The sequence below is a fragment of the Halomonas shengliensis genome (assembly GCF_900104135.1).
Classification (GTDB): Bacteria; Pseudomonadota; Gammaproteobacteria; order Pseudomonadales; family Halomonadaceae; genus Halomonas; species Halomonas shengliensis.
The window spans coordinates 21,346-45,475 of sequence record NZ_FNIV01000005.1 but is presented as its reverse complement, the minus strand read 5'-3'; the positions used below and the strand labels follow the sequence as shown (position 1 = coordinate 45,475).

The following is a 24,130-nucleotide window of genomic DNA, read 5'->3' as shown; positions in this document are numbered from 1 at the left end:
ACCCCGCGAAGTGCCGAAAACCGTGAGACAGTTACGCCCCGACATGCTGTTGATTCCAAAGGCAGAACCAGCAGTTCCCGTATGCTCACACATGGGGATCCTCCCGGTGGGTCTGGTGACGACGGTCACGGCGGGCGCGCCACCGCCAGGCAAGCAGCACCAGCAGCGCCACGCCGGCGGCCGCCGCCCAGGCCTGGGGCCGGCGGGCCAGCTCGGCCAGCCGCGGTTGCCAGGCCTCGCGCCAGTGGGTGACCCCCACCGCCACCCAGGCATTGAGGCCCTCGACCAGGCGCGCCACCCGCCCCTCGGGGGCGGCGTCGCGGCCGACGGCGAGATCCTCGTGGAAGCGCTCGGCGGCGAGCTCGCCTTCGCTGGCGGCCAGATCGAGGCCGGTGGCGGCCTCGGCGAAGAGTACCAGGCGCGGCAGGCGCAGCTCGCGGGTCTCGCCCCCAAGCTCCACCTCGGCGCCCAGCAGCAGCGGGCGGCGGATGGACGCATCCAGCTCGGGCAGGGCCACCGCCCAGCGCCGCGGCGTGAGCGGCTCGACGGCGAGGCGTTCGCCGTCGAGCTCGGCCCAGGGGCGGGCGCTGCCGTGGTCGAGCTCGGGGTGGCGCGCCTCCAGCACCACACGCCGGTTGGCCGGCTCGTGGTGCGCGGTCAACGGTGCCAGCAGGTTGATCGCCTGGACCCGCTCGCGGGTGAAGCCCTCGGCCTCGGCGCGCACCGTCAGCCGGGCGGTGCCGGGCAGCGCCGGGGCCGGCAGTGTGCCGCGGAAGCGCTCGCCCTCGCGCTCGAGGCGGATCGCCGACTGTACCCGGCCGTCGGCATCGGTGAGCTCGGCGCCCAGGCTCAGCCCCGCCAGCTCGCCCTCGAAGGGAACGCCGTGACGCGTCAGCCACGCCTCCACCGGCAGCGGCAGGCCCAGGAAGGCGGTGGCGGGCAGGGCGCCGGTGTTGAGCGCCAGCGCCGAGGCGACGCCGATGCGGCTGTCGGCGCCGATCTCGCCCACGACCCGCCACTCCCCCGGCATCGGCTCCGGCACCCGCAGCAGGTCGAAGCGTGTCCCGGGCTGCCAGCGCCCGTTGGGCGGCGGCGCCTCGGCGTCATACTCGCGGCCGTCGGGTGCCACCAGGGTCAGCGGCTCGGCATCGGGTGCATGGAAGAGCAGCGCGGAGAAGGCCTCGACGCCCGGTTCGACGACGAAGCGCCCCGCCTCGAGGGGGATGCGGTCGGCAGGGTAGATGCGCTCGACGATGTCCAGGAAGGCGCCCAGCAGGCTCTCGGGGGAGACCACCTGGGCCGGCAGGCCGCCGGTGGTGCGCGACAGCGACGCCACCAGCCCCATGTCGGCCTGACCGGAGAAGGCGATGGCGTGAACCACCACGCCGGCATCGGCCAGGCGTGGGGCCAGGCGCTGAAGCAGCCGCTGGCGGGAGGCGGCGTCCACCTCGGGCTTGGGGCCTCGGGCGGGGGGCAGGTCGATCACCCCGTCGGTGAGCAGCACCAGATGACGCCAGCCCTCGGCCTCGGGGTCGGCGGCGGCACGCACCGCGGCCTCGATGTCGGTGTAGGGCTGTGCGCCGGCCAGGCGCGGACGCAGCCGGCGGGCCTGCTCGCGCCACTCGTTATCCACCTCGCCCCGCGGCAGGGGGTTGGCCACCGTCTCGCCGAAGGTCCAGACCCCGGCGAGGGTACCCTCCGGCAGCAGCGATACCAGCAGCTCCAGGGCGCTGGCGCTGAGGCGCTCCGGGTCGTTCTCGCGCATGCTGCCGGAGACATCGATGATCACCCGCACCTCGGGGGGCGCGTCCACCGGCTGCGCCGCGGCCGTGGGTCCGAGGAGAAGCCCCAGGCAGCACGCCATCAGGCAGCGCACCCCCACCCGACCCGTGCGCCGGCGCCCTGCCCTGGCCTGCGCTTCGCGACCTCTGCTGCTGGCCATCCCGGCCTCCTTGTTCGATCACTCCTGGCGGCTCGCCTGCGGCCGACCCATCCTGCGTGGCCGTTCAGCCCGGGCCGATCATCGGCTCCCGACGCCGCTCGACGGAGGCGGCGTCGTCTTCCTCTTCGCGTGCCTGGCGGCGCGCCGGGGCGACGCGATGCCGGCCACGCCACCACAGCAGCAGGCCGACGACCACGCCGAGCGCCGCCCCCAGGGCGGTCAGGGTGAGCGCCGGGGCCAGCGCCTCGGCGTTGCGCTCGAGGAAGGCCACCGCCGCCACCACCACCGCCGGGGCGAAGCCGGTGTAGACATCGCCCTCCTCGATCAGCGGCAGGCGAAAGCGCGCCGGCATCCACATCACCCCGGCCACCAGCCAGGTGATCGGCAGGCGCAGCCCGCGCGGCAGGAAGGCCAGCCCCAGGTAGCCGGTCACCAGCACCACCAGCGACAGGACAGCGTAGCCGAGCCATAGTAGGCTCATCGATTCGGTAATAGGCATCGTCACCTCACATTTCCCAGTTCGAGTATGGTACATCCCGCGCCATGAAAGCACAGCCGCCGCATCGCCCCGACGCCCCCGCCACCGACGCCCCGGTGGCCCGCTTCCGCCGTCCCGAGGATCCCGAGTGGCACTGGCTCGAGGACCGCGACGACCCCGCGGTCAGCGCCTTCCTCGAGGCCGCCAACGCCGAGAGCGACGCCTGGTTCAGGCCGCTTTCGGACCTCACCGAGCGCCTCTACCACGGCCACCTGGCGCGGCGCGAGTTGGCCGTGCACGGCCTGCGCACGCCGCTGGACCACTACACCTACTGGAGCGAGACCGCCGCCGACGCCGACTACCCTGTGTGGTGGCGCCACCCCAACGGCAAGCCGGACCGTGCCGTCCCCTTCCTCGACATCGAGGCCCGTGCCGCCGCCCACGACTTCCTGGAGCTCGGTGACATGGCCCTCTCCCCGGACGAGCGCTGGCTGGCCTGGAGCGAGGACACCACCGGCGACGAGCGCTTCGACCTCTTCCTGGCGCGGCTGCCCGACGGCGAGCCGAGGCGCCTGCTGCGCGACATCGGCCCGGAGCTGACCTGGGCCGAGGACAACGCCACCCTGCTGTTCACCCGCTATGACGCCACCCAGCGCCCCGAGAGCGTATGGCGGCTGCCGCTTGCCGAGGGCGAGGCGGGCGACCCCGCGCTGATCCTGCGCGAGGCGGACCCGGAGTTCTGGCTGGGGCTCGGCAAGACTCGCTCGCGTGAGTGGCTGGTGCTGGAGAGCGCCTCCAAGGACACCAGCGAGTGCCACCTGATCCCTGCCCGGGCACCGGCCACCCCACCGCGCTGCTTCCGGCCCCGGGAGAGCGGCGTGGAGCTCGCCCTGGACCACCGTCCCGGCCACTTCTACGTGCTGCACAACCGCGAGGCGACCCACTTCCGGCTCGACGTGGTGGCGGAGTCACGCCTCGACGAGGCCGCCGAGGCCGCGAGCTGGCAGGCGCTGGTCGCCCATCGCGAGCACCACACCCTGGAGGGGGTCGACGCCTTCGACTGGGGGCTGGTGCTCACCGAGCGCGACCACGCCGAGGCCCAGGTGCACCTGCGGGTGATCGAGCTCGACGCCGCCCACGGCGTCACCCGCGACGAGCGCCTGCCTCTGCCGGAGACGCCCTGCAGCCTGGCGCTGGGCGACGAGCCCCACTTCGACAGCCGCCGGCTGCGGCTGCGCGAGGAGTCCTTCGTGCTGCCGGTGAGCTGGATCGAACACGACCTGGACAGCGGCGAGCGCCGCCTGCTCAAGCAGCAGCCGATCCACGGCGACCTGGCCCCCGAGCGACTGGCCTGCGAGCGCCTGTGGGCGACCTCCCATGACGGCGAGCGCATCCCGGTCTCGGTGGTGATGCGTGCCGACCTGGTGGGCCACCCGCTGCCCACCCTGCTCTACGGCTACGGGGCCTACGGCGAGGTGCTGGATCCGTGGTTCTCGGTGGCGCGCCTGGAGCTGCTGGCGCGTGGGGTGGCCTTCGCCGTGGCCCATGTGCGCGGCGGTGGCGACCGTGGCGAACCCTGGTACCTGGCCGGCAAGCTCGAGCACAAGGCGAACAGCTTCCGCGACTTCCTGGCCGCCCGGGACGCCCTGGTGGAACACGGCATCGCCGACGGCGAGCGCATCGCCGCCTACGGCGCCAGCGCCGGCGGCCTGCTGGTGGGCGCCAGCCTCAACCTGGCCCCGGAGGCGTTCTGCGCGGCGGTGCTCGACGTGCCCTTCGTCGACGTGCTGCGCACCATGGAGAACCCGGACCTGCCGCTGACCACCGCCGAGTACACGGAGTGGGGCAACCCCGAGGAGCCCGAGGCGCGCCACCGCATCCGCGACTACTCGCCGCTGGACAACCTGACCTCGGCCCCCTACCCGGCGCTCTTCCTGCAGGGCAGCTGGCACGACACCCGGGTGCCCTACTGGGAGCCCGCCAAGCTCTACGCGCGGCTGGTGGAGCTCGGCACCGCCCGCGGCCCCACCCTGCTGCGCACCGACATGGCCGCCGGCCACGGTGGCGCCTCGGGGCGCTTCAAGGCGTGGCACGACGGCGCCCGCCAGGACGCCTTCCTGCTCTGGGCGCTGGGCGTCGAACGCCCGGCATAGCGCCGGCGCCCTCAGTCGACGGGGATCACCGCGATGATGTGGTCCTCGTAGTGCTCCTCGGGGACCCCGCGGCTGGAGACGGCGAAGCCGCGCACGCTGACCCCCTTGCGGTGGACCCGCTCCGGGTCGCCGGAGAGCAGCGGGTGCCAGGCGGCCAGCTTGCGCCCCTCGGCCACCCGCAGGTAGGCGCAGGAGCGCGGCAACCAGCGAAACTCGTCCACCCGCTCCGGCGTCAGCTGGGTGCACTCCGGCACCCGCGCCAGACGGTTGGGATAGTCGCTGCAGCGGCAGCTGTGGATATCCAGCAACTCGCAGGCCAGGTTGAGCACCGCCAGTTCGCCGGTGTCGTCGTCCTGGAACTTGAGCAGGCAGCACTGACCGCAGCCGTCGCACAGCGCCTCCCACTCCTCGGCGGTCAGCTCCTCGAGGGGATAGCGCTCCCAGAAACGTTCTCGCATGGCACCTTCCAGTTATCCTGCAAAACAGCAGGCATCTCGGGGCTGAACCGGCGGCAGGCCTGCGAGGAGGCGCTGTGAATACCTCCCTGTACGCTACCGGCGCCTTCCCTGGCGCAGGACCTCCTCTTCAGCCTGCCCCCGGCGCCCCTGGGTTAAACGGCTTTCGCGCGGCGTCGGGCGCGATAAAGCGGGTTTCGCGCGGCGTCGGGCACGATAAAACGGGGTTCGCGCGGCATCGGGCGCGGTAAATCAGTACCGCGCCTCGGTGGGGGTGCGGTAGAGATCCAGCAGGTACTCCTCCTTGGCCGGCGGCATCTGCAGGTAGAAACCCTTGTCGCGGATCGCCGCCATCACCTCGGCGGCGCCGGCGCGGGCCAGGCGTTTCTCGGGGCTGAGCAGCAGGGTCATCGCCGGCTGCGGCTCGCCGAAGCGCACCAGCAGCGGCTCGGGGACGCGGGCGAGCCCCTCGCGCTTGTCGACGTAGAGATACATCTCGTCCTTGCGCGGGCTCCTGAACACCTGGCACAGCAGGCGGTTGCCGGGCATGCGGTCGTCACTCATCGGGGCAGCTCCTCGAGGGCCTGGGTCAGGCCCGGGTTCAGGCGGTCGCCGCGCCACCCCGTGGGCAGCGGCGGCGCCTCGCCCTCCAGGTGGGCGGTGATCAGGGCCTCCAGGTCGCGGCGGCGCATCAGCACCTCCGGGGCCAGCCCCAGGCGCTCGGCCTCGGTGTTGACCACCTTCTTGAGCGCCTTGACGCCACGCTTGAACTCCGGGGCCATGGGCGAGGGCAGCGCGCGGGGCAGGTCACCCTCGTCGAGGTGACGCGCCTCGGCCACCAGCGCCAGCAGGGTGTCGCCGTCGCGCTTGACCAGGCTCGGCTTGACGCCCTCGAGCCGCGCGAGCTCGAAGCGGTTCTCCGGCATCGCCTCGGCGATGGCGAACAGCACCCGGTCGTGGACCAGCCAGCCGCGCGGCAGGTTGCGGGCCCGGGCCTCGCCCTCCCGCCAGGTGGTCAGGCGCCGATAGGCCTCGATCTGGCGCGGCGCCAGGCGCCACAGCTGCTTCTGGCGCAGGTACCACTGGCCATCGGCCTCGGCGCCGCGCGCCAGCTGGGCGAGCAGCGCCTCCCCATCGGCCGCCAGCCACTCGCTACGCCCCAGGCGCTCGAGCGCCTCGCGCTGATGGGCCCACACCTGGACCAGGTAGACGACGTCGAGGGCGGCGTACTGCTGCTGGGTCTCGGAGAGCGGGCGCACCAGCCAGTCGGAGCGGGTCTCGTCCTTGGGCAGGGTCTCGCCGACCCAGTGCTCGACCAGCTTCTGGTAGCCCATGGCGGGGTTGTCGCCGAGCAGGCCCTGGGCGACCTGGGTATCCACCAGCGGGCAGGGCACCACCCCGGCCCAGCGGGCGAACACCTCCAGGTCCTCGCTGGCCGCATGCAGCAGCTTGAGCGGGCCCTCGGCGAGCAGGCGGCGGAAGGCCTCGGTGCAGGCGACGGCCTGGGGGTCGACCAGCCAGGCCGCCTCGCCGGCGGAGAACTGGATCAGCGCCGGCACCGGGTAGAAGGTGTTCTCGCGGAAGAACTCGGTGTCCAGGGCGATGACGTCGGCGTCGGCCACCGCCTGGCAGGCGGCGTCCAGGGCCTCGGGGGTGTCGATCCAGTGAATCTCGGGGGTCAGGGGCATCGGGGATCCGGTGATGATGAATGGAGGGCAGGGCCGGGGCGGCCTCAGTCACCCTGGAAGGGCAGGCGGCCGTTGAAGGCGCGGCTCAGGGTGCCGCCATCGACGTACTCGAGCTCGCCGCCCATGGGCACGCCATAGGCCAGCCGCGACAGGCGCACGCCGCGGGGCGCGAGCTGGGCGGCGATGTAGTGGGCGGTGGCCTCCCCCTCCACGGTGGGGTTGGTGGCGAGTATCACCTCCTCGACCCCCTCCTCGGCCACGCGCGCCTCGAGGGCGTCGAGCCCCAGGTCCTCGGGGCCGATGCCGTCGAGGGGCGAGAGGTGGCCATGGAGCACGAAGTAGCGGCCGAGGTAGCCGCCTGCCTCCTCGATGGCGAGCTGGTCGGCGGGGGACTCCACCACGCAGAGCAGGGCATCGTCGCGCCGTGCGCTCTCGCACAGGACGCAGATCGGGGCCTCGGTGAGGGTCCGGCAGCGCCGGCAGTAGCCGACGCGCTCCAGCGCCTCCTCGAGCACCGCGGCCAGCCGTCGCCCGCCGTCGCGGTCGCGTTCGAGCAGGTGCATGGCCATGCGCTGGGCGGTCTTGGGCCCGACGCCCGGCAGCACCCGCAGCGACTCCATCAGTTTCTCGATGAGGGGGGAGAAGCTCATCGTCAGAACGGCATCTTGAAACCGGGCGGCAGGTTCATCCCCTGGGTCACCTCCTCCATCTTGGCCTTGGAGTTGGCCTCCACCTTGCGCACGGCATCGTTGACCGCGGCGGCCAGCAGGTCCTCGAGCAGCTCCTTGTCCTCCTCCATGACGCTGGGGTCGATGTCGACGTTGCTGACGTCGTGGCGACCGTTCATGGTCACCTTGACCATGCCCGCGCCCGCCTCGCCCTGGACCTCGGCTTGGGCGACCTCCTCCTGGACGCGCTGCATCTTCTCCTGCATCTCCTGGGCCTGCTTCATGATGTTGCCCATTCCACCCTTGAACATGGTGTGTCCTCTCTCGTGATGTGGTGTCAGTGCCCGGCGGGTTTCACCGTGGCCTCGATCAGGCGGGCCCCGAAGGCCTGCTTGAGCTGCTGTACATGGGGGTCGCGGCCCAGCGCCTCAACCGCCGCGGCATGGCGCTCGGCGGCGCGTCGCTCGGCCTGCTGGCGCGGGGTCTCCACGCCCGGGGGAAGCTCGCCCTCCTCCACCGCCAGGCGACGCGCCAAGCCGTGACGGGCCAGCGCCTCCTGCATGCGTTCGATATGCACCTCGGCGCGCATGGCGGCAAGGGTCGGGTCGAGGCGCAGGCGCAGCACCGCGCCGTCATCCTCCTCCACCACGCAGCCAGCGGCGAGGTTGCGGGTCAGGCCGCCGAGCCCCAGGGACTCGAAGTCGGCCAGCCAGTCTTCATGCGTGAAGCGCCCCTCCCGGGCGTTGGACACCGGCGTCGCAGCGGGTTCCGCCGCTGCCGGCTGGGATGGCGCCGGCTCGGGCGCCGGCGTATCGCTCGCTTGGGGTGGCGCGTCCGGGCGGAGGGGCTCGGTCCTGGCCATGTCCTGTGCGGCGGGCTCGGCGGGAGCCGCCGGCGCAATATCGGACGGCGAGGATGCCTCGGCATCGGCCGCCAGGGCCGGCTCGGCCTCGGGCGATGGCGTTGTCACGACCCAGGACGGCGGCTCGCTGGGGGGAGGCGCCACGCTGGCTGGGGGCGGTTCGACGGGCGCGACGGGTTCGCCCGGGACGGTGGAGGCGGCCGGCGCCGCCTCGCGATCGTCCGCAGGGGGAGCGACGTGGCCGGCCTCGGGGGCCGGGGCGTCCTGCGCCGCGGCCGGTGACGGCTCGGCCGGGCCGCCGCTCGCACCACCCTCCCCGCCGGCGCCGCCGCCCGGCTGGCCGCGCAGGGGCAGCGGGGTGGTCGCCGGCCGCGGCACGCCCTGGGGCCGGAAGGCCAGCATGCGCAGCAGGGTCATCTCCAGGGCGGTACGCAGGTCGGGGGCGCTGGCCATGTCACCGCGCCCCTGGATGCCGATCTGGTAGTAGAGCTGGACGTCCTCGGCGGTGAAGCGCGCGGCGAGCGCCAGCAGCGCCTCGCGGTCGCCCTGGCCGTTGTCCAGCGCCTCGGGGACCATCTGGGCGATGGCCAGGCGGTGCAGCACGCCGGTCAGCTCGTCGAGGACCCCGGCGAAGTCCGGGGCGTGCTCGGCGAGGCTCGCCACCTCGGCCAACAGCCACGCGGCGTCGACCTCGGCCAGCGCCTCGACCAGCGCCAGCACGTGGCGCTGGTCGAGGGTGCCCAGCATGGCCGCCACGTCGGCGTGCTCCACGCGTCCCTGGCCGAAGGCGATCGCCTGGTCGGTGAGGCTCATTGCGTCGCGCATGGAGCCCTCGGCGGCGCGCCCCAGCAGCCGCAGGGCGCTCTCCTCGAAGGGCACCGACTCCGCCTCCAGCACCCTGGCGAGATGCTCGACGATACGCTCCGGCGGCATGTGCTTGAGGGTGAACTGCAGGCAGCGGGACAGCACCGTGGCGGGAAGCTTCTGCGGGTCGGTGGTGGCCAGCAGGAACTTCACGTGGGGCGGCGGCTCCTCCAGGGTCTTGAGCAGGGCGTTGAAGCTGCTGGTGGAGAGCATGTGCACCTCGTCGATGAGGTACACCTTGTAGCGCCCCTGGGTCGGCGCGTACTGGACGTTGTCGAGCAGCTCGCGGGTGTCCTCGACCTTGGTGCGCGAGGCGGCGTCCACCTCGATCAGGTCGACGAAGCGCCCCTCGTCGATGGCCCGGCAGCTGTCGCACTCGCCGCAGGGGGTCGAGGTGATGCCCTCGTCGCCATGCCCGCCGGCGGTGCAGTTGAGGCACTTGGCCAGGATGCGCGCCAGGGTGGTCTTGCCCACGCCGCGGGTGCCGGTGAACAGGTAGGCATGGTGCAGGCGCCCCTGGTCCAGGGCGTTCACCAGCGCGCGCCGGACATGCTCCTGGCCGACCAGTTCATGGAAGGTGCGCGGTCGCCACTTGCGGGCCAGAACCTGATAGCTCATGCGGCGCGATTTCCTTGCGGGAGAACGAGAGCCGGGCAGGCCGGCACGAAGGCCATCATTCTAGCGGCCGGGGGGCGTGGCGGAAAGCGAACGCCACTTCCCAGCGCCGGGCGCTATGCTAGGCTGGGCCGTTCAGAGCGGCCAACACAGGGACGACGCCATGAGCCACGCATCCGACACCTCCGGCGCCGGCGCGCCGATACGCTACGAACAGGTGGCGGCCGCCGCCGAGAACCTCGAGCACCGCGGCGCCGAGCCGACCCTGCACCGGGTCCTCGAGCTGCTGGGGGGCGGCTCGCCCCACCTGGTCCAGCGACATCTGGGCGCCTGGCGCGATGCCCGCCCCGCCCCCGAGCCCACCCCGGCGCGGCTGCCCGAGTCGCTGCTCGAGGCTCTGGAGCGCGAGCTGGCGCGCCGCGGCGAGGCTGGCCTCGCCGAGGGGCGGCGCCTGGCCGAGGAGGCCCGCGCCGACGCCACCACCCTGGCCGAGTCCGGCGAGGGCCTGGAGCGGCGCAACGCCGAGCTGGAGAGCCGGCTGGCCCTGGTCGAGCGGGAGAGTCGCGAGGCCCGGGAGCAGCGCGACGCCCTCAGGGCCGAGCGCGACACCCTGCGCGACGATCTGGAACAGGAGCGGCAGCTGGCCCGGCAGGCCCAGGAGGAGCTGATCCAGCAGCGCCAGCAGGTGGCGTTGCTGCGGGAGCAGCTGGAGGAGGCGCAGCAGGCGCGGCTGACCGCCGAGCGCGAGACCCGCGCCGTCGAGGAGGAGCGCGTCAAGGCCGAGCGCGCCCAGGCGGTGGCCGAGAGCCAGCGCGACGGCGCCCTGGAACAGGCCCGCGAGAAGGCCGAGCAGATCGGCCAGCTCAAGCGCGAGATGCAGGAGGAGCGTGCCCGCCAGCGCCAGGAGGTCACCGAGATGCGCGCCGAGCAGAAGGCGCGCCTGGATGCCGTGGAGCGGGCCAAGCAGGAGGCGCAGAAGCAGGCCCAGGAGGCCGCCCAGCGCGCCACCAAGGCGGAGATCCGCGCCGAGGCGCTGCAGGCGACCCAGAACGCCCTCAAGTCACGCATGGACGCCATGCAGGTGCAGCAGCGCCAGCGCGGCATGCGCTCCCCGGGCGAGCGGGACTAGTCCCGCTCGCCGTCACTTCGCCCCTGCGGACCCCTGCTCGAAGCCGGTCAGCACGTTGGCCACGTTGGTGCCGATCTCCGCCACCGCATAGCCGCCCTCCATCAGGAAGAGGGTGGGCAGCCCAGCCCCCGCCAGGCGCCGCCCCATCTCGAGGAAGTCGTCGCCGGCGAGCCGGAAGGCGCTGATCGGGTCACCCTCGAAGGTGTCCACGCCCAGCGAGACGATCAGCAGCTCGCAGCCCGCCTCGGCGATGCGCGCCTTGGCGGCCTCCAGCACGTGGAACCACACCTCGGCGCCGGTGCCCTCGGGCAGCGGGTAGTTGACGGTGTAGCCCGCCCCGTCGCCCTCGCCCACCTCGTCGGCGTGACCCATGAAGTAGGGGAAGCAGGTCATGGGGTCGCCGTGGATCGACACGAACAGCACGTCGCTGCGCGCCTCGAAGATCTGCTGGGTGCCGTTGCCGTGGTGGAAGTCCACGTCGAGGATCGCCACCCGGGAGAGTCCCGACTCCAGCGCCCGTTGGGCGGCCACGGCGGCGTTGTTGAAGAAGCAGTAGCCGCCGAACTGGTCGACCGCGGCGTGGTGCCCCGGCGGGCGACACAGCCCGAAGGCCGGCCCGCCGTCGGTCAGCACATGCGCCAGCGCCGAGAGCGCCACGTCCTTGCTGGCCATGGCGGCCTCGAAGGTCCCCGCGCAGATGGCGGTGTCGGCGCCCAGGGCGTAGTGGCCCAGGCGCCCGTCGACGCAGCGCGGGATGCGCCGCCCCGGCATGGTGCGGGTGGGCCAGATCCAGGCGATCGCCTCGCCCTCGCGGCCCAGCGCGCGCCAGTCGTCCCAGCAGCTCGCCAGGAACTCGACGTAGTAGGCGTCGTGCACCGCCAGTACCGGCGCCAGGCCATGCTCGGCGGGGGCCACCACCTCGGTGAACCCTGCCTGGCGCAGGCCGGCCAGGATCATGTCGACCCGCTCCGGGCACTCCCAGGGCGGCACCAGCTGGCCGCCATCGAGCTCGGTGCGGGCGCGGCGGGCCTTGGTGGTCTCGGAATGTACGATACGCATGGCGTCTCCCCTCAGCCCAGCAGCAGCGAGTCGTCGTCGACCTGGCCGCCCCGGGCGCGCTCGAAGAGCTTGAGCAGGTCCGGCACGTCGAGGCCCGCGCGCTCCTCGCCCCGCACGTCGAAGGCCACCTCGCCCTGGTCCATCATGATGGTGCGGTGCCCCACGTCCAGCGCCTGGCGCATGCTGTGGGTGACCATCAGGGCGGTGAGGCGCTGCTCGCGGATGATGTCGGCAGAGAGCTCCAGCACGAAGCTGGCGATGCGCGGGTCCAGCGCCGCGGTGTGCTCGTCGAGCAGCAGGATCTCCATGGGCTGCAGCGCCGCCATCAGCAGGCTGACCGCCTGGCGCTGGCCGCCGGAGAGCAGGCCGATGCTGTCGTGGAGGCGATCCTCCAGCCCCAGGCCCAGCCGCGCCAGGTTGTCGCGCAGGCGGCGACGCAGCGCGCCGTCCAGCGCCCGCCCCAGGCGACGGCGCCGCCCGCGGGCGAAGGCCAGGGCCATGTTCTCCTCGAGGGTGAGGGTGCCGCAGGTACCGGCCAGCGGGTCCTGATAGACCCGTGCCACCAGGTCGGCGCGCCGGAAGGCGGGCAGCCGGGTGACGTCGCGGCCACCGATCAGCACCCGCCCGGGCTGGGCGATGATCTCGCCGGCCAGCACGTTGAGCAGGGTCGACTTGCCGGCGCCGTTGCCGCCGATCACGGTGACGAACTCGCCCTCGTCGATGGTCAGGTCGATGCCCTTGAGGACATGGTTCTCCAGCGGCGTGCCGGGATTGAAGGTGACGTGGATGTCGTGGAGCTCGATCATGCGGCGCGCCTCCTGCGTTTGAACCGCGGCAGCACCAGCGCGAAGCCGACCAGCAGCGCGGTGACCAGGTTGAGGTCCTGGGCCTGCAGGCCGATGAAGTCGGCGTTGAGGGCCACCGCCACCATCAGGCGGTAGAGGATGGAACCGAAGATGCAGGCCAGGGTGGCCACCAGGATGGTGCGCCCGGGGATCAGCGACTGCCCGCCGATCACCGCCGCCAGCCCCACCACGATGGTGCCCACCCCCATGGTCACGTCGGCGCTGCCCTGGCTCTGGGCGAACAGCGCCCCACCCAACGCCACCAGGGCGTTGGAGAGCGCCATGCCGGCCAGCACCATCACCGAAGTGTTGATGCCGTTGCCCGAGGCCATGCGCGCGTTCTCGCCGGTCGCGCGCATCGCCAGGCCCACCTCGCTGTTGAGGAAGCGGTTGAGCAGCGCAGTGACCACCGCCAGCCCCGCCAGGATCGCCAGCGGATAGACGATGTAGCGGCTCAGCGGCAGCGACTCCAGCGGGGTGAAGATGGTGCTCTCGGTGAGCAGGGCGATGTTGGGCCGCCCCATCACCCGCAGGTTGATGGAGTAGAGCGCGATCATCGACAAGATCGACGCCAGCAGGTTGAGGATCTTGAGCTTCACCGCCATCCAGGCGGTGACGATGCCGGCCATGCCGCCGGCGACCACCGCCAGGGCGGTGCCCACCCAGGGGTTGCCCCCGCCGACGATCCATACCGCCGCGACGGCGGCGCCCAGCGGGAAGCTGCCGTCGACGGTGAGGTCGGGGAAGTCGAGGACGCGGAAGGAGAGATAGACGCCGAGGGCGACGAAACCGAAGATGAGGCCAAGCTCGATGGCCCCGAGAAACGCGATAAGACTCATGAATGCTTTCCGTGACGGGGAGGGTCACCCCTCCCCGGTGACATGCCTCAGTCGACGATCTCGACCGCCTGCTCCTCGAACTCGGCCGGGATCTCGTAGCCGATCTGTTCGGCGGCGCCGCGGTTGAGGATCAGCTCCAGCTTCTCCACGGTGCCCACCGGCAGGTCGCCGGCCTTCTCGCCGTCCAGGATGCGCGCCATCATCGCGCCGGTCTGGCGGCCCATGTCGTAGTAGCTGAAGCCCAGCGAGGCCAGGGCGCCACGCTCCACCGAGGAGTTGTCGCCGGTGAACACCGGGATGTCGGCGTCGTAGCTGACCTTGAGCACGCTCTCGAGGGCGGAGACCACGGTGTTGTCCACCGGCACGTAGATGGCGTCTACGCGACCGGCCAGGCTGCGCGCCGCGCCCATCACCTCGGAGGTGCGCGAGGCGGTCACCTCGACCAGCTCGAAGCCGAGCTCGGGGGCCATGGCCTGGAGCTTCTCGGCCTGGGAGACGGAGTTGGCCTCGCCGGGGTTGTAGAGGACGCCGAGCCGCTCGGCCTCGGGGAACATGTCGCGGATCAGCTGCAGCTGTGCCTGGAGCGGCGGCGCGTCGACCACGCCGGTGATGTGGCCGCCGGGGGCGTCCATGTCGCTCACCAGCTTGGCCAGCAGCGGGTCGGTGACCGCGGTGAAGACGATCGGCGTGTCGTCCTGCAGCGCCGCGGCCGCGGCCTGGGCCGAGGGGGTGCTGATCGCCAGCACCATGTCGGGGCGTTCGCCGGCGAACTTGCGGGCGATCTGGGCGGCAATGGTGGGATTGCCCTGGGCGTTCTGGAAGTCGATCGCGAGGTTCTCGCCCTCGACATAGCCACGCTCGGCCAGCTCGTCCAGCGCCCCCTGGCGGCTGGCGTCCAGCGCCGGATGCTCGACGATCTGGGTGATGCCCAGGTTGACGGTCTCGGCCTGGGCCACCCCGGCCATCAGCATGGAGCCCAGTACCGCGGAGAGGATTCGACGCCGCATCATGGTGTTCCCTCGTTCTTGTGGAGTGGATAACGAGCCTGCACCTTAGCGCGCTTCCCCGTCGCGGCCAATACGTCCTGCCAACGAACGACCGTTTTCCCACCCCTTCCCCTACCCGACGGCTCAGGGGGAATAGTCCGCCAGCAGCTCCCGGCCACGGTCGCGCAGGAAGGCCAGCACCCGGGAGTCACGCCACTCGTGGCGATAGACCAGGCCGAAGTCGAAGCCCATGACCGGCGTGAAGGGGCGCACCACCACCCCCGCGTGGCACCCCAGCTGGTCGTGGACGGTGATGGGGTTCATCACCGTGATGCCCGCGCCGCCGGCCACCAGCGCCGTGATGGTGCCGATGTTGGCCTCGGTCTTGCCGGCGATGCGCACCCCGTGCTGGGCCAGTAGCTCCAGCAGGGGGTTGCTGGCGAGGCTCGGCTGGTTACTGATCACCAGGTGCTGGTCGGCCAGCGCCGTGACGTCCACCGCGTCCTGCGCCGCCAGGGGGTGTGACGCCGGCAGCAGGCAGACCGCCTGGGTGGTGAGCAGCGCCTCGACGTTCAGCTGGGGCGAGGAGGCCGGCAGGGTGATGAAGCCGATGTCGGCGTGGCTGGACTCCACCGCCGCCTGCACCTCATGGCTGGCCATCATGTCGAGGCTCACGCTGAAGCGACGGTTCTCCAGCAGCGACGCCACCAGGCGCGGCACGAAGCCGAAGGAGAGACCGGGGATCGCCGCGATGCGCAGCCGCGAGGTGCCGAACTCCTTGAGCGCCAGGACGCTGTGGCGCAGCTCCTCGATATTGCCCATCAGGCGCAGGATCTCGTCGTAGAGCTCGCCGGCCTCCGGCGTGGCCACCAGGCGGTTCTTCTCGCGATGGTAGAGGGTCAGGCCGAGGTCCTCCTCGAGCCTGGCCAGCGAGCGGCTGACCCCGGACTGCGTCATACCCAGGGTGCGCGCCGCCTGGGAGGCGCTGCCCGCCTCGAACAGGGTCTTGAAGACGGCCAGCGCCTTCAGCGAGTGGAGAGAGACATCTGCCATGACTTTAACTCATCGAATTGGCTTTAAATATCATATATTGAAATATCCTGGAGCGACTACCTAGACTGACCTCATCCGACACAGGCCTTCTCAACAACAACCATCAGGGCACCAGGATGACCGCATCCCCCCTCTTCTATCAGGGTGGCACCGACCTGCCGGAGGTCAGCCACGGCCAGGGCATCACCCTCTGGGACACCCAGGGCAAGGACTACCTCGACGGCTGCGCCGGCGCCATCTGCTGCAACCTGGGCCATGGCCGCCAGGACATCCGCGACGCCATGCTGGCCCAGCTCGACCGCGTCGCCTTCACCTATCGCACCCAGTTCGAGAACGCCCCGGCGCTGGCGCTGGGGCGTGCCCTGGTGGAACTCACCGGCGGCGTCCTGCAGAAGGTGTTCTTCGTCTCCGGCGGCTCCGAGGCCGTGGAGTCGGCCCTCAAGCTGGCCAGGCAGTACGTCGTCGCCACCGGCCAGCCGCAACGCCGGCGCTTCGTCTCGCTGCGCCCCTCCTACCATGGCAGCACCCTGGGGGCGTTGGGCGTCACCGGCTATCACCCCCTGGAGGCCCCCTTCGCCGAGCTGACCCACGCCTCGCTCAAGGTGCCGGGGCCGGACCTCTACCGCCATAGCGATGCCAGCGACGAGGCCCACATCGACCGAGTGCTGGCCGAGACCCGGGCGGCCATGGAGGCCGCCGGGCCCGAGACCCTGATCGGCGTGGTGCTGGAGCCCATCGGTGGCGCCAGCACCGGCGCCCGGCTGCTCGGCGAGCGCTACCTCAAGGGGATGCGTACGCTGTGCGACGAACTCGGCTGCCTGCTGATCCTCGACGAGGTGCTCACCGGCGTGGGCCGCACCGGCGCCTGGTTCGCTTACCAGCACTATGGCGTGACCCCCGACCTGCTGGCCACCGCCAAGGGGCTGGGTGCCGGCTACTACCCGGTGGGCGCCCTGCTCGCCCGCGACGACATCGTCGCGGCGGTGATGGAGAGCGGCGGCTTCCAGCATGGCCACACCTACGCCGGCAACCCGCTGGCCTGCGCCACCGCGCTGGCCGTGATCGAGGCGATCCGCCGCGAGGACCTGCTGGAGAACGCCCGGGCGCGGGGGGCAGAGCTCGGCGCCGGCCTGCGGGCGCTCGCCACGCGTCACCCCTGGGTAGGCGACGTGCGCGGCCTCGGCCTGCTGTGGGGGGTGGAGCTGGTGGCGGATCCGGTGACGCGCGAGCCCTTCCCCGCCGCGCAGCAGCGTTTCGCCCAGATCACCGCCCTGGCCCGGGAGGAGGGGCTGCTGGTCTACCCCCGCCGCACCCTGGATGGCGTCGCCGGCGACCACTTCCTGGTCACCCCGCCGCTGACCATCGGCGCCGACGAGGTGGCACTGCTGCTCGAGCGGCTGGGTCGTGCCATGGCACGCTTCGAGCGCTCGCTGGAGGCGGATGACACCCTGACGGTCCCCACGACGGAGGCGCGCCTCTCATGACACGGCTCGACCAGAAGGTGTGCGATATCGAGGCGGCGGTGGCCGACATCCCCGAGGGCGCCACCATCATGGTGGGTGGCTTCGGCTCGCCGGGCACCCCCTTCGCGCTGCTCGACGCCCTGCTCGCCAGCGGCCAGGGCGGGCTCACCCTGATCAAGAACGACGCCAACGAACCCGGCATCGGCATCGGCCGGCTGATCGAGGCCGGCCGCGTGCGGCGCCTGATCACCTCGCACCTGGGCCTCAACCGCACCGCCATCGAGGCCATGAACGCCGGGCGGCTCGAGGTGAGCTTCCACCCCCAGGGGCTGCTCGCCGAGAAGATCCGCTGCGCCGGCGCCGGCCACGGTGGCTTTCTTACCGACATCGGCCTGGGTACCGAGATCGCCGTCGGGCGCCGGGAGCTCGAGCTCGACGGCCGGCACTGGGCCATCGAGCCCGCCCTTCACGCCGACGTCGCCCTGGTGCATGCCGAGCGGGCCGACCGCTACGGCAACCTGATCTATCGCGCCACCGCCGGCAACTTCAACCCGCTGATGGCCATGGCCGCGGACCAGGTGATCGCCCAGGCCTATCGCCTCGACGCCCCGGGCGAGCTGCCCATCGACGCCATCCACACCCCCTGCGCCTTCGTCAGCCGGGTGGTGCAGGTCGAGCGTGCCACCAGCGAACAGGGAGTGCGCCCCCATGGCCTCTGATACCCAGCGCATCCTGGCCCGGGCCGCCCGGGAGGTGCTTCCCGGCCAGATCGTCAACCTCGGCATCGGCCTGCCGACCCGCCTCTTCTACCACCTGCCCGACGACCTGGAGGTGCTGGTGCACTCGGAGAACGGCGTGCTGGGCTGCCGCCCGCGGCGCGAGGGCGAGCCGCCGGACCACGACATGATCGACGCCGGCGGGGCCTACATCACCACCCGCCCCGGGGCCAGCGTCTTCGACAGCGCCACCTCCTTCGCCATGATCCGGCGCAGCCGGGTCGACATCACCTTCATGGGCGCCTTCGAGGTGGATGCCGCCGGCAACCTGGCCAACTGGAAGATCCCCGGCAAGTTCTCGCCGGGCATCGGCGGCGCCATGGAGCTGGCCCAGAAGGTCAGGCGGCTGGTGGTGCTCTGCTCCCACAACGACAAGCAGGGCAACCCCAAGATCCTGGCGCGCTGCCGCCTGCCGCTCACCGCCAGCGGCTGCGTGTCGCGCATCATCACCGACAAGGCGGTGATGGACGTGACCGCGGAGGGACTCGCCGTGGTGGAGATCGCCGAGGGGCTCGACCCCGCGGACCTTGAGGCGGCCACCGAGGCGCCGCTGCTCATCGATAGATCACGGCTGGGGAGGTTCTGATGCTGGACGCCACCGAGACACGCATCGTCGAGGCCTGCGAGGCGCTGATGGACGACACCCTGGCGCTGACCCGCGACTTGGTGCGCGGCTACAGCGTGCTGGGCCAGGAGCAGGGGGCGCTGGACACCATGGAGGCGTGGTTCGCACGGCTCGACCTGCCGGTGGACCGGGTACCGCTGGATGCCCCGGGCTTCGCCGACCACCCGCACCGCGCGCCCACCGAGTGGGACAGCGCCGGGCGCTACAACCTGGTGTCGCGGCTCAACCCCGAGGCCGAGGGCCCGCACCTGGTGTTCAACGGCCACCTGGACGTGGTGCCCGCCGAGCCCACCGCGATGTGGACCCGCCCGCCCTGGGAGCCCTGGGAGCAGGACGGCTGGCTCTACGGTCGCGGCGCCGGCGACATGAAGGCCGGCATCGCCGCCATGGTGATGGCGGTGGCGGCGGTGCGCCGGGCCGGGGCGAGCATCGACTTCCCGCTGACCCTGCAGACGGTGATCGAGGAGGAGTGCACCGGCAACGGCGCCCTGGCCTGCCTGCACCAGGGCTACGGCGGCGACTTCGTGCTGATCCCCGAGCCCTTCGGCGCCCGGATCTACAGCGGCCAGGTGGGGGTGCTGTGGTTCCGGCTCTATCTCGAGGGCCTGCCCGCCCATGTGCTGGATACGTCCGCCGGCCGCAACGCCATCGAGACCCTGCAGCTCTACCTGCCGGCGCTCAAGGCCCTGGAGGAGGAGATCAACGCCCTGCCGCGCCCGGCGCCCTACGCAGGCCACCCCCACCCCTTCAACCTCAGCATCGGCCGGATCGAGGGGGGCAACTGGGCCTCCAGCGTGCCGGCCCATGCCGTGCTCGAGGGGCGGGTCGGCTTCCCCCCGGGCATGTCCCCGGACGACGCCATGGCACGGGTGCGCGAGGCGATCGCCGCCCGCCACGCCGAGCTCGACGACGCCACCCCGCCGCCGCGGGTGAGCTTCCACGGTTTCCGCTCCGAGGGGCACCTGGTCGAGCTGGACACCCCGGGCATCCGGCTGCTCTCGGCGTGCCACGAGGCGCTGCTCGGCGAGCCGCCGGCCCACTACCTCTCCACCTGCACCACCGACCTGCGCGCCTTCCACGTCTCGGGCGGCATCAACGGCACCTGCTACGGCCCGGTGGCCGAGCGCATCCACGGCGTGGACGAGTGCGTCGACATCGCCTCCATCCGCCAGGTGCTGACCACCTACGCGCTGTTCCTCCACCGCTGGGGACGGCAGGCCACCCAAGAGGAGCCCGGCGCATGAGAGACGCCTATCTGGCCGACTACGCCCGCAGCGGCTTCAGCCGCGCCCATCCCCGCAAGCCGGAGGTGGACGCCTGGGCCGATACCCGCGGCGACGCCCTGCTGGCCGGGGTGATCGACGCGCTGCTCGAACGCCAGGACCTCGACGGCGCCGCCGTCGAAGACCTGAGCGTGGGCTGCGCCCTGCCGGTCAAGGAGCAGTGGAGCTTCGGCGGCCGCTACCCGCTGTGGCTCGCCGAACGCCTGGGCGCGCGGGGCCGCGGCTGCGCCACCCGCCAGATCGACCAGCAGTGCGGCTCGGGGCTCGCCGCCCTGCGCGGCACCGCCCGGGAGATCCAGGCCGGGGCCATCGAGGTGGGCCTCGCCGGGGGCTTCGAGAACATGACCCGGGTGCCCATGGGGCCGGCGCTGTTCCAGGCGGGCGTGCTGACCAGCCCCGCCGCCCTCCAGCAGGCCCCCTGGCTGGAGCTCGACGTGGCCCTGAACATGGGCATTACCGCGGAGCGCCTGGCCGATGCCGCGGGCATCGAGCGCCCGGCCATGGACGCCTTCGCCCTGGCCTCGCACCAGCGGGCCGCGGCGGCCAACGCCGCGGGACACTTCGACGGCGAGCGCCTCGCCCTGGCCAACGCCGGGGGCGAACCAGTCGCCCGGGACGCCACCATCCGTGGCGACACCAGCGCCGAGCGACTCGCCGGCCTCGACCCGGTCTTTAAGGCCGGCGGACGGGTGACTGCCGGCAACAGCTCGCCGCTCACCTCCGGCGCCGCCGCCGCCCTGCTGATGTCCGAGCGCGCCCTGGCGCGCCACGGCGTCACGCCCCTGGCCCGGGTGGTGGACGTGGCCGATATCGGGGTCGCCCCGGAGCGGATGGGCGAAGGCGCCGCCGCCGCCATCCGGCGGGTGCTGAAACAGGCCGGCCTCACCGCCGAGGCGATCGACGCCTGGGAGATCAACGAGGCCTTCGCCGCGGTGCCGCTGCACGCCATGGAGGAACTGGGGCTGGATCCCGAGCGGGTCAACGTCTGGGGCGGCGCCCTGGCGCTGGGCCACCCACTGGGCGCCACCGGCATCCGGCTGGCCGGCACCCTGGCACGCATTCTCCACGCCCGCGGGGGGCGCTACGGCTGCGCGGCCGCCTGCATCGGCGGCGGCCAGGGCATCGCCGTGCTCCTCGAGCGGGTATGACAGGCATCCGCGGCGCCTGCTAGTTTCGAAAGTAACGCTTCGCTGGCGGGAAAGGAGGTCATCACCGTCAGTCACTGCTTCGTCGCGGGACGCCCCGGCGTCCCGTGCCCCCGAAGAGGCTCACCCGAGCCGACACCCACCCATGACAACAAACAGGTATCGAACATGACAATGCACAACAACCGCCTTGTTCGCCCCCTCATCGGCACCCTGGCCCTGCTGGGCGCCGTCACTCTCGCCACCCTACCCGCCCAGGCGCGGGACCTCCCGGCCATCCAGGAGGATGTGTTCCAGGTCGCCAACTCCGGCGCCTACCCGCCCTTCAGCTTCGTCAACACCGACGGTGAGCTGGTCGGCTTCGACGTCGACATCGCCGAGGCCCTGGCCGAGAAGATGGGTGTCGCGGTCAACATCCAGACCTCGCCCTGGAACGGCATCGTCGCCGCCCTGGCCGGTGGTCGCTTCGACGCCTGCATCTGCAGCATGAGCGCCACCGAGGAGCGCCAGAAGGCGGTCGACTTCACCGACCCCTACTACAGCTCCGGCCTCTCCATCTGGGTGCGGGAGGAGACCGACGATGTCGCCAGCATCGCCGACTTCGAGGGCAAGCGGGTCGGCTCGACGCTCGGCGAGACCGGCAACCAGTGGGCCACCGAGAAGGCCGAGGGGCGCTGGCGCAACCAGACCTTCCAGGGGCTGCCGGACATGCTCAACGCCCTCACCACCGGGCGCATCGACGTGATGGTGGCAGACGACATCCCGGTCTACGTGGCGCTCACCGAGGACGACCTGCCGATCAAGCAGGTCGACGTCGGCGAGCTGCCGCGCTTCCCGGCCGCCATCGCGGTCCAGAAGGGCTCACCGCAGCTCAAGGCCGCGCTCAACGAGGCACTGGCCGAGATCCGCGCCGACGGCACCTACCAGGAGATCGTCGACACCTGGATCGGCCCAGGCGTCGACTTCAACTGAGGCTCGGGCCCCGGCCGCCGTCCGGCCGGGGCCTCTCCGCCTCGACCCGCCACGATACTCCCAACGCAGGGTCACAGGACCATGGACTTCAACCTGATGATCGACATCACGCCGCTGCTGGTGAAGGCGGCGTGGGTCACCGTCGACATTTCCGCCCGCGCCCTGTTCTTCGGCTTCTTCATCGCCGCGGCGCTGGTGGTCATGCGGACCGCCCGCCTGCCGCCGCCGCGCTGGCTGGCCCGCGCCTATATCAGCGTGGTGCGCGGTACCCCCTACTTCGTGCAGCTGCTGCTGGTGTTCTACGGCGGCCCGGCGCTCGGCCTGCGCCTGGATCCCTTCACCTGCGGGGTGGTGGTGGGTGCCTTCAACATCGGCGCCTACATGAGCGAGGCCATGCGCGGCGCCATTGAATCGGTGGAGAGCGGCCAGAACGAGGCCTCGCGCTCCCTGGGCTTCGGGCGCCTGGCCACGCTGCGCTACATCATCCTGCCCCAGGCGGCCGGCCTGATGATCCGCTCCATCGGGGTACTCGCCATCATCCTGGTCAAGAACTCCTCGCTGGTCTCGATCATCTCGGTGGTCGAACTCACCTACCAGGCGCAGCGCCTGATCGGCTCCACCTACAAGCCCCTCGAGGTCTTCACCCTCAGTGCGCTGATGTACATCGTGATCATCTACGCCGTCATGGGCATGGTCGAGTTCCTCTATCGCCGGGCCACCCGCTACACCTTCCGGTAAGGCGCTACCTCAGGACACGCTCATGGAATTCGACTTCACTCCCGTCATCGACTACTTCCCCACCCTGCTCAAGGGGGTGGGCGTCACCCTGCTGATCGGCCTGGCGGTCGCGTTGCTGTCGATCCTCGGCGGCCAGCTGGTGGCGGTGATCTCGCTCTACACCCGCAAGGCGGTGAACTGGCCGCTGCGCTTCTTCATCTGGCTGTTCATGACCACCCCGCTGCTGCTGCAGCTCTACTTCCTCTACTTCGGCCTCGGCGAGCTGATCCTGATCCCGGCCATCGTGGTGGGCATCCTGGGGCTCGGCTTCCACTACATGGCCTACAACGCCGACATCTTCATGGCCACCATCCGCTCGGTCTCGCACGGCCAGTACGAAGCGTCGCGCTCGCTGGGCTTCGGCCACCTGAGGACGCTGCGCTACGTCATCCTCCCCCAGGCCTTCTACCGGGCCCTGCCGCAGCTCAGCAACAACATGATCATCATGGTGAAGGACATCTCGGTGCTCTCCGCCATCGGCATCGGCGAGCTGGTGTACGTCTCCCAGTACGCCATCAGCATCACCTTCCGGCCCTTCGAGTTCTACATCACCATCGCGGTGATCTACTACCTGATCAACCTGATGATGGAGGCCGGCCAGTCGTGGATCGAGCGCCGCGCCGCCTACCGTCGCTAACCCCTACCCACGAGGTTTCCGCATGACACAGACGACAGACACGCCGATGGTCGAGCTCAGGGGGGTCAAGAAGCGCTTCGGTGACCTGGAGGTGCTCAAGGGCATCGACCTGCGCGTGGATCGCGGCAGGATCATCTCAATCATCGGCCCCTCGGGGTCGGGCAAGAGCACCCTGCTGCGCTCCATCAACAACCTGGAGGTGATCGACGAGGGGCAGATCCTGCTGGATGGCGTGCAGGTCAACCGCCCGGACCTCAAGGGGCTGGCCTTCGAGCGGCATATCAACCATATCCGCCAGAACATGGGCATGGTGTTCCAGCACTTCAATCTCTTCCCGCACATGTCGACGCTGGACAACGTGACCCTGGCCCCGCGCAAGCTCAAGGGCATGGAGACCAAGGACGCCCGGGCGCTGGGCATGGAACTGCTCGAGCGGGTGGGGCTGGCGGACAAGGCCGAGGCCTACCCGAGCTCGCTCTCCGGCGGGCAGAAGCAGCGGGTGGCGATCGCCCGAGCGCTGGCCATGCGCCCCAAGGTGATGCTCTTCGACGAGGCCACCTCGGCGCTGGACCCGGAGCTGGTGGAGGAGGTCAACCAGGTGATGAAGGGGCTGGCCGAGGAGCACATGACCATGCTGATCGTCACCCACGAGATGGCCTTCGCGCGGGACGTCTCCGACTGGGCGATGTTCATGGACGGCGGCGTGGTGGTGGAGGCCGATACCCCCGAGCGGCTGTTCTCGAACCCGGAGCAGGAGCGTACCCGTCACTTCCTGCGCAAGCACCTGGGGAGCCAGTCCAGCACCTCGGCATAGCG

24 protein-coding genes are annotated in these 24,130 nt (G+C 71.4%); 11 read left to right on the top strand and 13 right to left on the bottom strand.

The features are described 5' to 3' along the window. Positions 1–85: 85 nt before the first annotated feature. Together BLP95_RS08790 and BLP95_RS08785 are read right to left on the bottom strand one after the other, a co-directional pair. Positions 86–1,942, bottom strand: a complete 1,857-nt coding sequence (locus BLP95_RS08790) for a VWA domain-containing protein (protein ID WP_143004413.1) — start codon at positions 1,940–1,942, stop codon at positions 86–88. 64 nt (positions 1,943–2,006) lie between these two features. Then, a complete protein-coding gene (locus tag BLP95_RS08785) occupies positions 2,007–2,441 on the bottom strand; it encodes a hypothetical protein (protein WP_089678328.1) in 435 nt (144 codons plus the stop codon). Positions 2,442–2,485: 44 nt separating this feature from the next. On the opposite strand from BLP95_RS08785, the gene BLP95_RS08780 reads away from it, so the two are divergent. Beyond that, positions 2,486–4,573: a S9 family peptidase gene (locus BLP95_RS08780; RefSeq protein WP_089678326.1), complete on the top strand. Its 2,088-nt coding sequence runs from the start codon at positions 2,486–2,488 to the stop codon at positions 4,571–4,573. Between the two features lie 11 nt (positions 4,574–4,584). Here the strand turns inward: BLP95_RS08780 and BLP95_RS08775 are convergent, their stop codons facing one another. The 6 genes from BLP95_RS08775 to dnaX form a co-directional block, all read right to left on the bottom strand. After that, the gene (locus tag BLP95_RS08775) at positions 4,585–5,031 is read right to left on the bottom strand and encodes a YcgN family cysteine cluster protein (RefSeq protein WP_176760257.1); all 447 of its coding nucleotides are present in this window, start codon (positions 5,029–5,031) and stop codon (positions 4,585–4,587) included. Between the two features lie 249 nt (positions 5,032–5,280). Next, positions 5,281–5,592, bottom strand: coding sequence for a YcgL domain-containing protein (locus BLP95_RS08770; RefSeq protein WP_089678322.1), 312 nt, complete (start codon positions 5,590–5,592; stop codon positions 5,281–5,283). Beyond that, positions 5,589–6,716, bottom strand: coding sequence for a ribonuclease D (gene rnd, locus BLP95_RS08765; protein WP_089678320.1), 1,128 nt, complete (start codon positions 6,714–6,716; stop codon positions 5,589–5,591). Before rnd ends, BLP95_RS08770 begins: the two co-directional genes overlap by 4 nt. Before the next feature lie 44 nt (positions 6,717–6,760). Next, entirely contained in the window at positions 6,761–7,366 is a 606-nt protein-coding gene (gene recR / locus BLP95_RS08760) for a recombination mediator RecR (protein ID WP_089678318.1), read from the bottom strand. Positions 7,367–7,368: 2 nt separating this feature from the next. After that, positions 7,369–7,695: a YbaB/EbfC family nucleoid-associated protein gene (locus BLP95_RS08755; protein WP_089678316.1), complete on the bottom strand. Its 327-nt coding sequence runs from the start codon at positions 7,693–7,695 to the stop codon at positions 7,369–7,371. A gap of 26 nt (positions 7,696–7,721) precedes the next feature. Further along, positions 7,722–9,728, bottom strand: coding sequence for a DNA polymerase III subunit gamma/tau (dnaX, locus tag BLP95_RS08750; protein WP_089678315.1), 2,007 nt, complete (start codon positions 9,726–9,728; stop codon positions 7,722–7,724). A gap of 160 nt (positions 9,729–9,888) precedes the next feature. On the opposite strand from dnaX, the gene BLP95_RS08745 reads away from it, so the two are divergent. Further along, the gene (locus BLP95_RS08745; protein ID WP_176760256.1) at positions 9,889–10,854 is read left to right on the top strand and encodes a DNA-binding protein; all 966 of its coding nucleotides are present in this window, start codon (positions 9,889–9,891) and stop codon (positions 10,852–10,854) included. 12 nt (positions 10,855–10,866) lie between these two features. On the opposite strand, the gene BLP95_RS08740 is transcribed toward BLP95_RS08745, so the two are convergent. The 5 genes from BLP95_RS08740 to BLP95_RS08720 form a co-directional block, all read right to left on the bottom strand. Then, positions 10,867–11,913, bottom strand: a complete 1,047-nt coding sequence (locus BLP95_RS08740; RefSeq protein WP_089678310.1) for a histone deacetylase family protein — start codon at positions 11,911–11,913, stop codon at positions 10,867–10,869. 11 nt (positions 11,914–11,924) lie between these two features. Beyond that, positions 11,925–12,719 (bottom strand): ABC transporter ATP-binding protein, encoded by a 795-nt coding sequence (locus BLP95_RS08735; RefSeq protein WP_023006011.1) that lies wholly within the window; start codon positions 12,717–12,719, stop codon positions 11,925–11,927. Beyond that, positions 12,716–13,597 carry an ABC transporter permease gene (locus BLP95_RS08730; RefSeq protein ID WP_023006012.1) on the bottom strand — a complete coding sequence of 294 codons (882 nt, stop codon included), beginning with the start codon at positions 13,595–13,597 and terminating at the stop codon, positions 12,716–12,718. Before BLP95_RS08730 ends, BLP95_RS08735 begins: the two co-directional genes overlap by 4 nt. 47 nt (positions 13,598–13,644) lie before the next feature. Then, entirely contained in the window at positions 13,645–14,607 is a 963-nt protein-coding gene (locus tag BLP95_RS08725; protein WP_023006013.1) for an ABC transporter substrate-binding protein, read from the bottom strand. A 120-nt stretch (positions 14,608–14,727) separates the two neighbouring features. Beyond that, entirely contained in the window at positions 14,728–15,636 is a 909-nt protein-coding gene (locus tag BLP95_RS08720; protein ID WP_089678308.1) for a LysR family transcriptional regulator, read from the bottom strand. A gap of 116 nt (positions 15,637–15,752) precedes the next feature. On the opposite strand from BLP95_RS08720, the gene BLP95_RS08715 reads away from it, so the two are divergent. The 9 genes from BLP95_RS08715 to BLP95_RS08675 all read left to right on the top strand — a co-directional run bounded on the left by BLP95_RS08715 (position 15,753) and on the right by BLP95_RS08675 (position 24,128). Further along, positions 15,753–17,120 carry an aminotransferase family protein gene (locus tag BLP95_RS08715; protein WP_089678306.1) on the top strand — a complete coding sequence of 456 codons (1,368 nt, stop codon included), beginning with the start codon at positions 15,753–15,755 and terminating at the stop codon, positions 17,118–17,120. After that, positions 17,117–17,818: a CoA transferase subunit A gene (locus tag BLP95_RS08710; protein WP_023006016.1), complete on the top strand. Its 702-nt coding sequence runs from the start codon at positions 17,117–17,119 to the stop codon at positions 17,816–17,818. The genes BLP95_RS08715 and BLP95_RS08710 overlap by 4 nt, the downstream gene beginning before the upstream one ends. Further along, a complete protein-coding gene (locus BLP95_RS08705; RefSeq protein ID WP_023006017.1) occupies positions 17,808–18,461 on the top strand; it encodes a 3-oxoacid CoA-transferase subunit B in 654 nt (217 codons plus the stop codon). The genes BLP95_RS08710 and BLP95_RS08705 overlap by 11 nt, the downstream gene beginning before the upstream one ends. Then, positions 18,461–19,744, top strand: coding sequence for an ArgE/DapE family deacylase (locus BLP95_RS08700; protein ID WP_089678305.1), 1,284 nt, complete (start codon positions 18,461–18,463; stop codon positions 19,742–19,744). The genes BLP95_RS08705 and BLP95_RS08700 overlap by 1 nt, the downstream gene beginning before the upstream one ends. Then, positions 19,741–20,931, top strand: coding sequence for an acetyl-CoA C-acyltransferase (locus tag BLP95_RS08695; protein WP_089678302.1), 1,191 nt, complete (start codon positions 19,741–19,743; stop codon positions 20,929–20,931). The genes BLP95_RS08700 and BLP95_RS08695 overlap by 4 nt, the downstream gene beginning before the upstream one ends. Positions 20,932–21,096: 165 nt before the next feature. Further along, positions 21,097–21,900, top strand: coding sequence for a transporter substrate-binding domain-containing protein (locus BLP95_RS08690; protein WP_245678720.1), 804 nt, complete (start codon positions 21,097–21,099; stop codon positions 21,898–21,900). A gap of 81 nt (positions 21,901–21,981) precedes the next feature. After that, on the top strand, positions 21,982–22,638 hold the full coding sequence (locus tag BLP95_RS08685) for an amino acid ABC transporter permease (RefSeq protein ID WP_023006021.1): 657 nt from the start codon (positions 21,982–21,984) through the stop codon (positions 22,636–22,638). 22 nt (positions 22,639–22,660) lie between these two features. Further along, complete coding sequence (locus BLP95_RS08680; protein ID WP_023006022.1) at positions 22,661–23,314, top strand: amino acid ABC transporter permease; 654 nt, start codon at positions 22,661–22,663, stop codon at positions 23,312–23,314. A 22-nt stretch (positions 23,315–23,336) separates the two neighbouring features. Continuing rightward, positions 23,337–24,128, top strand: a complete 792-nt coding sequence (locus tag BLP95_RS08675; protein ID WP_425402548.1) for an amino acid ABC transporter ATP-binding protein — start codon at positions 23,337–23,339, stop codon at positions 24,126–24,128. Positions 24,129–24,130: the final 2 nt, after the last annotated feature.